A 13,156-nucleotide genomic window follows, 5' to 3' on the forward strand; every position below is an offset into this window, starting at 1 on the left:
TTGAAAATACGACCGCATGGCAATCTAAAATCCGCACAAGCGGGAGGGGAAATATGGTCATGAACATCCCTATGCATGCCGAAGAGGCATGCGTGTTGCGATTCTTTGTCTCTAACGAAGATTGTTTCCCTGGCGTCAAAAAACGCAGCAAAAAGAATGACAGCTACGCGGCTAGCCACATAGAGCGTGATACGTGTGAACGTCGCGCATGCAACTTGCTTCCCTTCACTTTGATTTCAATTGCTGCATCTGAAAAAAGTGGGGTGGCACTTGGCTATTAATACCCTTCGGCAAAAAATCCTCCAGTACTTTCCGTTTCTTTCCGTATCAGGAAATGACGAGGATTTTTCTGATGAGTTGCCACGCGTTGAAATTTTCAGTGCAGAAAAACTTGAATTCCACGCTGCCAATCTGGCTGCAACTCAAAAAATAGGCCCTGCACCATACCGTATGTCGATCTCCGCGATTGCGCGAGATGACGGTCATGCCCTGGTCGCAGCTCATGCAGCGATAGAACGCGCCGCTAGCGAACGACGCGCGATTACACCCGCAGGCGAATGGCTGCTGGATAACCTGCATGTGGTGCAAGAGAACGTATCCGGCGTGGTCGAAAGCATGTCTCGCCGCGTCTATAAATCGCTACCAAAACTGAGGAACGGCGAATACGCCGGCATGCCGCGCATCTATGGTTTGTGCTGGGAATTCGCCGCGCATACCGACAATCACTTCGATACCGATTTATTCCTGCGCTTTGTTCGTGCGTATCAAAGCGTGCAAGCATTGAAGATAGCCGAGCTGTGGGCTTTGCCGGTTGTGATGCGAGCCGTGCTGCTCGTGCATTTGCGTCGGGTGGCAATACGGGTGGTCAGAGCGCAGGCCGCGCGACAAGCTGCCGATGATTTTGCCAACGACCTGATTGCGATTGCGCAAAAGACACCAGAGAAAGAACAGCCGCCGATTGTTTTACCTGCCGGGCATTTACGTCAGCCCTTCGTCGTGCAACTGGTGCAAAGGCTGCGTTATCAGCAACCCGGCTTTACGCCATTGCTGGACGCGCTTGCTGCACGTTTGGCAGATCAGAACCTGACGATAGATGATCTGGTGTTACGCGAGCATACGACACAAGTCGCTTCCAATCAGAGCATCCGTAACATCATTACCAGCATGCGCGGCATTGCAGCTTTCGACTGGCGCGCGTTTTTTGAGTCGGTCAGCCTGGTCGAGAAAAAATTGCAAACGCTGCCGACCTATGCGGTACTGGATTTTTTGACGCGCGATCGTTATCGCAAGATCATTCAGCAAATCGCACTGAATGCGCGTTATTCGGAACAGCAAATTGCCGATGCGCTGGTACGCAAGATTGAATTTCACCGTAGCCAGATGCAGCATGACGATATCGTCGCCGATGAACGCGCGCTCGATCCCGGTCATTATTTGCTGGCCGGTGGCAGGAATGATCTGGAAGCTGAGCTGGGCTATCAGCCGCATCTTTCGCAAAAACTGAGACGTCATTACATTGCACACGCCAGCTTGTATTACCCGCTGACGATTATTATCGGCGCTTTTGTTTTTCTGGCGTTTCCCCTTTGGAGTACACGCGACAATGCGGTGCCGCATATTGCATTGGCATTGTTGATCGCAGCCGGATTTTTTCCGGCAGCTGATATCGCAATTACCGTTATTAACAAGATATTGATGCGCCTGTTCTGGCCGCGCCATTTGCCGCGACTGGAGCTGGTAGACATTTCGGAAAGCTTGCGCACCTTTGTCGCGATGCCGGTGATGTTGACGAGCACAGAAGGTATCGAAGAAGAAGTGCGCCAACTGGAGGCGCATTACCTCGCTAATCCGGATGGCGATGTTTACTTTACGCTGCTGTCTGACTGGGCTGATGCACCGCATGAGCACATGCCGCAGGATTTGTATCTGCTGGAAAAAGCACGCACAGACATCGCCGAATTGAATGCGCGCTATGGCCCCAGTGTCAGTGGCCAGACGCGTTTCTACATACTGCACAGAAAACGTTTGTGGAATGCAGCAGAAGGTCACTGGATGGGATGGGAGCGCAAGCGCGGCAAGCTGCATGAATTCAATCGCTTGCTACGCGATGCACATGACACTTCGTTTTTGCTCGACGATATTCCAGTGCCGCACAATGTACGCTACGTGATTACACTGGATGCCGATACGCGCATGCCTATCGGCGCCTTGCGCGCGCTGGTTGGTGTCGCTGCACATCCGCTGAATCAACCACGTCACGATCCGGAAACCGGACGGGTGATTGAAGGCTACGGCATCCTGCAACCACGCATCACCCCAACCTTGCCGGTGAAACAGGAACGTACCTTGTACCGCCGTTTTTTCTCGGCGCGCGGTGGCATCGATCCTTACGGTGGCGCGGTCGCCGATGTGTATCAGGACGTATTTGGCTGGGGCAGTTATTCCGGCAAGGGCTTGTACGACGTCGATGCATTCGAACATGCACTCGCCGGCAAGGTGCCGGAAAACACCATGCTCAGCCATGATCTGTTTGAAGGTGCAGTGGCACGCGTAGCCCTGGTCAATGATGTGGAATTGTTTGAAGACTTCCCGTCACACGTAGAAGAAGCTGCAGCACGCCAGCATCGCTGGACGCGTGGCGATTGGCAGTTGCTGCCGTGGTTGTTGCATCGCGACCGCGCATCGATATCGACGATAGATAGATTGAAAATTGTCGATAACATGCGTCGTTCACTGATGGCACCAGCCATTCTGGTTGTGCTGGTGACGGCATTCTGTCTTGAATCTTCGCCGAGCTGGCCGTGGCTGGTACTGGGCATGGTTGGCCTGGCTGTGCCATCGGTATTTCAGTTCATATCCGATCTGCTGCCGCATCGCGATGACCTGTCATTCAAGGCGCATTGGCGGCGTGGCATGGCCGTGTTGCCGGACACCATCGCCGTGGTATTCATTTCGCTGGCGGTATTGGTACAGCATGCGTGGCTGATGCTGGATGCGATATTCCGCACTCTGGTACGTTTGATGTTTACGCGCAGGAAGTTGCTGCAATGGGTCACCTCTGCACAAGTCAGAAAATCCAAACAGTATTCGCTTGCCAATTTTGTCTGGCGCGGACGCATGGGCGTATTGCTCTCTGTTGCGATAGTCGGGATTGTGTATCTGGCGAATCCGGTGAGTTGGACGATGGTGTTGCCGCTGTGTCTGTTGTGGGCCTTGTCTCCGGTCATTGCACGCTGGATCAGTTTGCCGCCTGTCGAAAAAAACGTTGAACTTCTGGAGTCGGATGAAGCAACGGAATTGCGCCTGATCGCGCGCCGTACCTGGCGGTTCTTCACCACGTTTGTGGGCGCAGAAGATCATTATTTGCCGCCGGATAATTTCCAGGAAACGCCGCATCCTGTCATTGCACATCGTACGTCGCCAACCAACTTCGGCTTGTATCTACTTGCCGTTGCCACTGCTCGCGATTTTGGCTGGCTAGGTTTGGGCGACATGATGCAAAGGCTGGAAGAAACCATGGATACGCTGCACAAGCTGCCGCGCTATCACGGTCATTTCTTCAATTGGTATGAAACAAAAAGGCTGGAAGTTCTGTTGCCACGTTATATCTCGACGGTCGATAGCGGCAATCTTGCGGGCCATCTATTTGTGCTGGCGCAAGCATGCAAGGATGCACGTGAACAAACCATATTGCAGCCAGGCATGGCTGCCGGTATGCGCGATACGGTTTTGTTATTGCGTTTTGCGATTGCAGGTATCAGTCGCGAATTGCGTACGCACACTGTAAGCATCATGGAATTGCGCAAGAATGCAGAGCAATTCAGCGATCTGCTGCCGGAAAACGGTAACGGTTTAAGTACTTATGAAGTCTGGAAAAAACTGGTCGAACGCGCAGAAAACATGGTGGATCTGGCCCAGGCCTTTTCTGCCGAAATCCAGAGCGCCGACAATGAGGTGCTGGCATGGGCCAAGGAATTGCGTGATGCTGTACGCACGCATTGTGCAGATTTTGTAGCAGTCGTACCGTGGGCGCATCTGGAAGCGCAAGATCGCGAACAAAAGCAGAATGGCGAACTATGGCAACTCATCAATGCACAAATCACGACTGATATTGTGCTGGAAGATTTACCTGAACGTTACGCCTCGGTACGCATTGAAGTCGCTCGTTTGTTCTCATCCCAAAACCGGCTGGACCCTGACGTGATGTCGCAGGATTTGTTTGACGAGCTGGATGCGATATTGAATCAGGCAACGCTGTTTTCAAGCAAATGGTTGTGGCGTCTGGAAACGCTGGAGAATGGGGCGCGCCAAATGGCGACAGAAATGAATTTTCGTTTCCTGATGTCGCCCGAACGCAAGCTGTTTTCCATTGGCTACAACGCAGACGAAGGACGTCTTGACGACAGTTACTACGATTTGCTGGCGTCCGAAGCGCGGCTCGCCAGCATGGTGACGATCGCTGAACGACAAGTGCCGCCGTCACACTGGTTTCGTCTCGGACGCCGCATGTTGCCAGGGCCAGATTGTCCAGTTCTGGCTTCATGGTCGGGTTCGATGTTCGAATACTTGATGCCGTCGCTGGTGATGTCATCGCCGCGCGGGAGCATGCTGGATCAAACCTGTCGCTGCATTGTCGAACGGCAAATCGAATATGGCAAAGAGCGCAAGGTGCCGTGGGGCGTGTCTGAATCGGCGATGAATGTGCGTGATCACGCTTTCACGTATCAATATTCTGCCTTCGGCGTACCTGGCTTGGGACTTAAACGCGGGCTGGAAAAAGAGATAGTCATCTCGCCATATGCCACCGGCCTGGCTGCGATGTACATGCCGAAAAGTGCGCTTGCCAATTTCCGTCGCTTGACCGACATGGGCGCGCTTGGGCGTTATGGTTTTTACGAAGCGCTGGACTTTACTCCTGGCCGCCGTGCAGAAAATCAAACCATGGCGATGGTGTATGCCTACATGGCACATCATCAGGGGATGTTGCTGGTATCGCTGGGCAACGTCATTAACAAGAATGTGATGCGTCATCGTTTTCATCGCGAACCGATTATTCGCTCTGCCGAATTGCTTTTGCACGAATCGCAGCCACGCTGGATACAACCCGCTTCATTGGCATTGCGTGATGAGTTGGAGTTCTTGACGGTAGTCGAACCAGAGTCAGGTGTTGTGCGCCATTTTGAGAGTGCGATGACGACTACGCCAGAAACGCAATTGCTGTCGAACGGGCATTATGCGGTGATGCTGACGGCGGCCGGTTCCGGTTACAGCCTGTGGAATAAATTAGGCGTGACGCGCTGGCGCGAAGATGCAACGCGCGATCAATGGGGCAGTTATCTGTATCTGCGCGATTCGGATAGTGGCACGTTCTGGTCGGCCTGTTATCAGCCGACTGCGGTCGAACCGGATTCCTATCAGGTCAAATTTTCCGAAGACCGCGCGCGTATCTCGCGCGTCGACGGTTCGATTTCCAGCATGCTGGAAGTGATCGTGTCGCCGGAAGATGATGCCGAGTTGCGACGTCTTACGCTGACCAATAATGGCCTGCGCGCGCGTACGATAGATGTGACTTCGTACATGGAGGTATTGCTGGCACCGGTCGCAGCGGATGTTGCGCATCCGGCTTTCTCCAATCTGTTTGTAGAAACCGAATACCTGCATGAAGTGCGCGGCTTGCTTGCATCACGCAGGCCGCGCAAGGATGGTGAAACACGTCTCTGGGCCGCACATGTGGTGGCGCACGGTGAAGGTAGTAGCGCGATCGGGATTGAATATGAAACCGACAGGGCGCGTTTCATCGGACGTGGGCAAGGTGTAAACAATCCTCGTTCCATAGGCGATGGTCGACCTTTGTCGAATACGGTGGGAGCGGTGCTCGATCCGATTTTCAGTTTGCGTGTGCGTGTGCGCATAGAACCGGGCGAAACTTCGCATCTGGTATTTACAACGATGGCGGCGAAATCGCGCGAAGAAATTATCAGCCTCGCGGATAAATATCATGATGGCTCAACCTTTGCGCGGATTTCCGCATTGGTGTGGACACATGCACAAGTGCAGTTGCATTACCTGCGCATAGAACATTACGAAGCGGAATTGTTCCAGCATCTGGCGAGCCGCATCTTGTTCTCCGATGCTGCATCGCGTGCTGGCTGGAGAGTAATCCGTTCCATGTCCTTGAGTCATGCCGGTTTGTGGGGGCAGGGTATTTCCGGTGACAGGCCGATACTCTTGCTGCGCATGGCCAAGCAGGAAGACTTGCGACTGGTCTCGCAATTATTGCGTGCGCAAGAGTATTGGCGCATGAAACAGTTGCCGGTCGATCTCGTCATCCTGAATGAAAAAGGTGCGTCCTACGCGCAAGAGTTGCAGATCTCGATGGAAAGCATGGTGCGTGCTGCGCAAGCATTCTCGGCACAGCAGGAGCAGGCCGAACGTGGTGGCGCCTACATCGTGCGCGCCGATTTGATTAGCGATGATGAGCGCACCTTGCTGCTGGCAGCCGCTCGCGTAGTGCTGGAAGGTGGCCAGGGCAGTCTTGCTGAACAGATGCAACCGCGTCCCGATAGTGATGTCGATGCGCCTTTTTCGTGGCTGGAACCTGATGTGCGTGCACCGCAAGGTGCGCCTGCCGGACCGGTACCGCAACTAGCTTTGTTTAACGGTCTGGGTGGTTTCGATCCGAGCGGTCGAGAATATGTGATCGTACTGGGTCAGGATCAGGAAACGCCGGCACCGTGGATTAATGTCATCGCCAATCCCGTTTTCGGCTTTACCGTTTCCGAACGTGGTGCCGGTTATACGTGGAGTTTGAATAGTCGCGAAAATAAATTGACGCCATGGTCTAACGATCCGGTGTCCGACCCATCCGGCGAGGCCTTTTATATACGTGATGAAGACAATGGCGCTCTGTGGAGTCCGACCATGTCGCCGATACGCGTACCGAACGCGACGTACACGACACGGCACGGGCAGGGCTATAGCCGCTTCGAATTGACCTGCAGTGGCATCACCAGCGAGTTGCTGCAGTTTGTCAGTTGGGACGATCCGGTCAAGATTTGCCGCTTGCGCTTGAAAAACGTTTCGCGCAACCCGCGTCGCTTGTCGTTGACGTCGTATGTGGAATGGGTACTGGGCGCAGCGCGTACCAATAACGCCCCTTTCATCGTGACGGAACGCGATGCAGAAAGCGGCGCGATCTTTGCGCACAACTCATGGAATATAGAGTTCGGCCAGCGTGTTGCATTCGTCGATCTGTGCGGCAGTCAAACCGCGTGGACCGGCGACCGCAAGGAATTCATAGGCCGTAACGGCAATATGCAAAAACCGGCAGGCCTGATAGCTGGCCATGGTTTGTCGAATCGCGTCGGTGCCAGTTTCGATCCATGCAGCGCATTGCAAACTCTGTTTGAAATTGCACCCGGTGAGGAAACCGACATCGTGTTCCTGATGGGGCAGGCCGATACGGCGGAAGCTGCGCGCGAATTGGTACGGCGTTATCGCGCCGCCGATATCGATGAAGTATTCGTGATCAGCCAGCGCAACTGGAGCGAGATCCTGCACACGGTACAGGTGGAAACACCGGATCGCTCCATGGATTATCTGCTCAACGGCTGGCTGTTATATCAAACCTTGAGTTGCCGCTTCTGGGCGCGTACCGCGTTTTATCAGGCGGGCGGCGCTTACGGTTTTCGCGATCAGTTGCAGGATACGCAGGCCTTGGCGCTGGTTGCGCCGAAGCTCGCACGCGATCAGATCTTGCGTGCATCGTCGCGTCAATTTCCGGAAGGCGATGTTCAACATTGGTGGCATCCGCCTAGCGGACGCGGTGTGCGTACGCATATTTCCGATGACTTGATCTGGCTGCCATATTGCGCGGCACATTATGCCGATGTGACCGGCGACAGGCAGATTTACGATGAGCTGATTCCTTTCCTCGAAGGCGATTTGCTGCCGCTGGAGAAAGAAGATAATTACTTCGAAGCGAAAATCTCTGACGAAAAAGCCAGCGTCTACGAGCATTGCGCACGTGCGCTGGATCACAGCCTGCGCGTAGGTCCGCATGGTTTGCCCTTGATGGGTGGCGGCGACTGGAACGATGGCATGAATCGCGTCGGCCACGAAGGCAAGGGCGAAAGCGTCTGGCTCGCGTGGTTCCTTTACGCGACCTTGCTGCGCTTTGCGCCGGTGGCAGAAGCACGCGGCGATCAGGTTCGCGTCACGCGCTGGTTGCAGCATGCCGAGAAACTGAAAGCCGCAACCGAGAAACATGCATGGGATGGCGCATGGTATCGCCGCGCGTATTTCGACGATGGCACACCCCTGGGTTCAGCCAGTAATGCGGAATGTCGTATCGATTCGATTGCACAAAGCTGGTCTGTGATTTCCGGTGCTGGCGAAACCGGCCGATCACAACGCGCAATGGAAGCTGTCGATCAATATCTGATTCGTCCGGGCGATGATTTGATCCTGCTGTTCACGCCACCATTCGACAAGACAACGCTTGATCCGGGTTATATCAAAGGTTATTTGCCCGGCGTACGTGAAAATGGCGGACAGTACACGCATGCGGCGGTGTGGTGCCTGATTGCGTATTCAATGATGGGCAAGGGTGGTCAGGCGCACGATCTGTTCAAGATGATCAATCCGGCCAATCGCACCAGTACACGCACCGGCATGGCCGCATACAAGGTGGAGCCGTATGCAGTCGCTGCCGATATCTATGCCGAGTCGCCGCATGTACGACGCGGTGGCTGGACCTGGTACACCGGTGCGGCCGGCTGGTTATATCGCGCTGGTGTCGAGTTCATACTCGGCTTGCAAGTCAGGGCAGACAAACTTAGTCTCGATCCATGTTTCCCACCTGAATGGCGTAACGCCAAATTGCATTATCGCTTTGGTGACTCGATGTACAACATCAATATCGTCAATCAGGATGGCGTCAGCAAAGGCGTTATACGTGTTGAGCTGGATGGTGTGGCGGTGGCCGACAAAGTCGTTGCCATGCTCGACGATGGCGTAACGCATACAGTGACGGTCGTGATGGGAGTCGACAAGCTGACGTAATGAGATGACGTAACTTCGCTGTCTGCACTGCAGTCCTGGATACCGGTTGCGGCGTTTTCGTCGATTGCCAGTTTTTGTACACTTTTATTTAATAAATACTTAACCCGGAAAATTTCCCAACAAGGGAATAGCTAGGTAAAAGCTCCATACATCTCCCCTTTGCTTTGTTGTGACGCTCACCATAATGATGCTTCACGTACCTGTTCCTGCCGGAGCCGTACGCAAACGACAAACACGAGGATGACACCATGCTGACTGAACGCGAACTTGAAAGCTCCTATCTGGGCCAATTCATCCCTGTGCATTACCACCACAATATGTTGATGGACCAGAATCGGATGTCGGGCTTCAAGGCAGCGATCAATCATCTGGTTGCGCCTGGCGCCAAGGTACTAGAGTTGGGTGGCGGCACCGGCGTGTTGTCATGGTTCGCAGCAGCCAAGGCGGAAAAAGTCTGGTGTGTTGAATACAACCCGGATCTGGTTAGAGAAGCGCGCAATTTCTTGTCGAAGAATGTCAACGGACACAAGGTCGAAGTGGTCGAGGGCGATGCCTTTGACTATCTGCCGCCAGAACCTGTCGATGTCGTCATCTGCGAAATGATCCACGTCGCGATGGTGCGCGAGAAACAGGTGCAAGTCATCGAAGCATTCAAGCAGCGCTATCTGGAAAAATTCGGTGGGCCTTTGCCGATCTTCATTCCGGAAGCGATGATCATGGCGGTGCAGCCTTTGCAGCAGGATTACAGTTTTGAAGGCTATAACGCACCTATCGTGCAATTTCGTGAAGCGACCTTTGAACAAGCAGGCAGCATCGATCTCGCTACGCCAGCTGTGTATTCCTTGCTGGACTTTACACAGCCTGTTGGTACCGCTATCGCATGGCAGGGTTCGTTTGTGATCGAACGCGATGGTATCGTCAATTCCCTGCGTTTCGTGACCAAGAATATTCTAGCTGTCGTGATGGAAAAAAACACCACCATCGATTGGCTGAATCACTACATGACACTACCTTTGGCCGATCCGATAGCTGTCAAGGCTGGCGACCAGTTATGCGTCAGTTTTGCGTATCGTGCCGGTGGTTCCATTCAATCGTTGCAAGCCTCGATACGTGCGGGTGATGCATCGATCTTTGCAGTTGAAGAACAATCGGAAAGCGTTGCAGCCTGATTCCTGATCACAGCAGCTGAATAAAAAATGGCGAGCTCTCAGGCTCGCCATTTTTAATTTTGGTAAATGAACTTACTTCACAACTAGCGAAACCACCATCAGCAAAACAGCGATGAAAATCGCTACGCCTAACAGCGCGGCAATGATGACGTAGACAGGATTAAGTCCGGTTACATCTTTTTCATAATCGGAGCGGCGACGCAGACCGATGAAAGACCAGAACACAGCACCCAGCGTAGCCAGAAAAGATGTCTTTTCAGTTTCTTTCTTGATCGGCTCTGTCATCATTTTTCCTTGAACATTTGATCAGCACTTCGTCATCTGCGCCACATCACGACCATCATTCGTGAGCGAAACTTTCCTGATTAACAGAATACAGACCGCCGCTTGCTGTTGAAAGCATCAGATGCGTTTGTATTCTCCGTATCAGATGCCGGTCCAGCCAGCTCTCTTAATGTTTCGACGTCAATAATGTCAGTGTCTGGATCAACATCTTGCATTCATCCGGATTGCCGATGCTAATGCGTAAATACTGATTCACACGCGGATGCTTGAAGTGGCGCACGATGATTGCACGTTCACGCAAACCGGCCGCCAATTGCTCTGCACTATACGATTCGTGGCGCGCAAAGATGAAGTTGGCGGTCGAAGGTAATACCGAGAAACCAAGCTTTTGCAGCGCGGCGGTCATCTGTTCGCGGCTGTCGATAATCGCTGCATTGGTTTTCTGGAAATAAGCTTCATCTCCGTAGCTGGCGACTGCGCCGGCCAGCGCCAATCTATCCATAGGATAGGAGTTGAAACTGTTCTTCACACGTTCCAGCGCTTCTATCAATTTCGCATGACCCATCGCAAAACCGATACGCAAGCCAGCCAGCGAGCGCGATTTCGAGAAGGTGCGTATCACCAGCAAGTTCGGATACTTGTGTATCAATGGAATCGCTGTTTCGCCGCCGAAATCGACATAGGCTTCATCGACTACGACGACTGCATGCGGCTGTTTGATCAGCAAGGCTTCAATCGCCGCCAGGGGCAAGGCAACGCCGGTAGGCGCGTTGGGATTCGGGAAAATAATGCCGCCGCATGCGCGATTATCGTAATCAGCGGTGTCGATTTCCATAGTGCCGCTCAATGGCACTTCGACGTAATCGATGCCGAACAGCTTGCAATAGACAGGATAAAAACTGTAAGTGATATCCGGGAACAGCAAAGGCTCGGAATGCTTGAGCAGGGACATGAAGGCAAACGCCAACACTTCGTCCGAACCGTTACCGACAAAGATTTCATTCGCTTGCACGTCGTGATAGGCGGCCAGCGTCTTTTTCAGTTCGGATGAGTCAGGGTCGGGATACAGGCGCAGCGAATCTGCGGTGACTGCATGCATCGCTGCCGTTACGGCTGGCGACGGCGGATAAGGGTTTTCATTGGTGTTCAGCTTGATCAAGCCTGGCAATTTCGGTTGCTCACCCGGTACATATGGCGTGAGTGTTTGCACAATGGGGCTCCAGAACTGGCTCATGACTGCTTTCCTTTTTGATTGATACCGTCATTTTATCGTGTGCGCTGGCTAAAAAGAAAATCGCGGCGCTTGAAATGAGATTTAGTCTCGCAGAGGTATATGCTGATTTTCGTACGAGCGATGACTGGATGACATCAAACTGCAGAGGTTTTTCTCCTATGACGGCTGATAAATTCGCGTCGTTCTGGTACAGTGCCGCCATGAGTAAATTGACCTTAGACCGCATCCTGCAATCACAGGGATTCGGCACCAGAAAATATTGTCGCGGCCTGGTTGAGGACGGCGAAGTCAGCATCAATGGCGAAGTTGTCGACAGCATCAAGACGGCTTTCGATACGACGGATCTCGAGTTCACGATCTTCGATGAAGTGTGGCGCTATCGCGAACACGTCTACATTGTGTTGAACAAACCTGCGAATTTCGAATGTTCACGCAAGCCCAGCCATCATCCTGGCGTATTGACCTTGCTGCCTGAGCAATTCACCTGGCGCGACCTGCAACCTGTGGGACGGCTCGATCACGACACGACAGGCATGCTGTTGATGTCAGATGACGGTCCGTTTATTCATGCGCAATCTTCACCGAAACGGCATATTCCTAAAGTGTATGTCGCGACCACGCATGATCCCGTGACGCCTGAGTTGATTTCGCAATTGCTGGGTGGCGTGCAGTTGCACGATGAGCCGGCACCGTTAGCAGCGCAGACTTGCCGGATGCTGGGTGAGCATCAGATCGAGATCGTGCTGGAGCAGGGTAAATACCATCAGGTCAAACGGATGTTGGCGGCGGCGGGTAATCATTGTTCGGCTTTGAGCCGGGTGGCGATTGGGGAGCTGACGCTGGAGTCGCTGGGGCTGGAAGAGGGGGAGTGGGCTTATCTGGATGCTGCGCAATTGGCTTTGTTGCGGGCGGTTGAGCCGGCTGCTGAAGGTTAATTCTTTTCTTTCTTCGTGGTGGCTCTGTTGCCGGGGGTAGCCCGGCGGCTACTCACTTTTCTTGCTTCGCCAAGAAAAGTAAGCAAAAGAAGGCGACCGCACAGCCGCTGCCCTTCGGGTTCCCGTTTGTGCAAATCAAAAAATGGGAAGCGAACGAAACTCGCTACGCTCAAACAACGTTCACTTCTTTATCCATTTTCTGCTTCGCACAAACGGCAGCGTCACAGCGGATTCAGTTCACCAGCAAGTTCCAAAAACAATTCAAGAGCAGCAGCATCTCGCGCGGGGTTGGCATAGCTATCTGCGTGCTGTTGATCTTAATCGCATCTGACGTTGCCAAGGTAAGCGGTCGTCAGTCGGATAAAGAGCGCAAACCTGTTTGAGCGTAGCGAGTTTGTTTGTGCTCCCGACTGATGATCGTTTGACTTGGGTACCCGCGCAGCGGGCAACGGCTTCTGCGTCGCCTTTCT

The 13,156-nt window shown here is 53.2% G+C and carries 6 protein-coding genes; 4 read left to right on the top strand and 2 right to left on the bottom strand.

Going from position 1 to position 13,156, the window contains the following annotated elements; translation table 11 throughout:
• Positions 1 to 270 precede the first annotated feature (270 nt).
• Complete coding sequence (locus Hfont_RS11735; RefSeq protein ID WP_241523093.1) at positions 271 to 9,063, top strand: GH36-type glycosyl hydrolase domain-containing protein; 8,793 nt, start codon at positions 271 to 273, stop codon at positions 9,061 to 9,063.
• 248 nt (positions 9,064 to 9,311) lie between these two features.
• Positions 9,312 to 10,232, top strand: coding sequence for a class I SAM-dependent methyltransferase (locus tag Hfont_RS11740; RefSeq protein ID WP_112992603.1), 921 nt, complete (start codon positions 9,312 to 9,314; stop codon positions 10,230 to 10,232).
• A 72-nt stretch (positions 10,233 to 10,304) separates the two neighbouring features.
• On the opposite strand, the gene Hfont_RS11745 is transcribed toward Hfont_RS11740, so the two are convergent.
• Positions 10,305 to 10,520, bottom strand: a complete 216-nt coding sequence (locus Hfont_RS11745) for a DUF2970 domain-containing protein (RefSeq protein ID WP_421800996.1) — start codon at positions 10,518 to 10,520, stop codon at positions 10,305 to 10,307.
• A gap of 163 nt (positions 10,521 to 10,683) precedes the next feature.
• Complete coding sequence (gene hisC / locus Hfont_RS11750) at positions 10,684 to 11,751, bottom strand: histidinol-phosphate transaminase (RefSeq protein WP_112992605.1); 1,068 nt, start codon at positions 11,749 to 11,751, stop codon at positions 10,684 to 10,686.
• A gap of 200 nt (positions 11,752 to 11,951) precedes the next feature.
• On the opposite strand from hisC, the gene Hfont_RS11755 reads away from it, so the two are divergent.
• Positions 11,952 to 12,686 carry a pseudouridine synthase gene (locus tag Hfont_RS11755; protein WP_112992725.1) on the top strand — a complete coding sequence of 245 codons (735 nt, stop codon included), beginning with the start codon at positions 11,952 to 11,954 and terminating at the stop codon, positions 12,684 to 12,686.
• A gap of 128 nt (positions 12,687 to 12,814) precedes the next feature.
• Entirely contained in the window at positions 12,815 to 13,069 is a 255-nt protein-coding gene (locus Hfont_RS11760; RefSeq protein ID WP_112992606.1) for a hypothetical protein, read from the top strand.
• The last annotated feature ends 87 nt before the right edge of the window (positions 13,070 to 13,156 follow it).

This window comes from Herminiimonas fonticola (assembly GCF_003293745.1).
In the GTDB taxonomy this organism is placed as follows: Bacteria; Pseudomonadota; Gammaproteobacteria; order Burkholderiales; family Burkholderiaceae_D; genus Oxalicibacterium; species Oxalicibacterium fonticola.

Coding starts and splice junctions, on each gene's coding strand:
- hisC (WP_112992605.1), bottom strand. CDS start 11,751: ATGAGCCAGTTCTGGAGCCCCATTGTGCAAACACTCACGCCATATGTA.
- Hfont_RS11740 (WP_112992603.1), top strand. CDS start 9,312: ATGCTGACTGAACGCGAACTTGAAAGCTCCTATCTGGGCCAATTCATC.
- Hfont_RS11755 (WP_112992725.1), top strand. CDS start 11,952: ATGAGTAAATTGACCTTAGACCGCATCCTGCAATCACAGGGATTCGGC.
- Hfont_RS11745 (WP_421800996.1), bottom strand. CDS start 10,520: ATGATGACAGAGCCGATCAAGAAAGAAACTGAAAAGACATCTTTTCTG.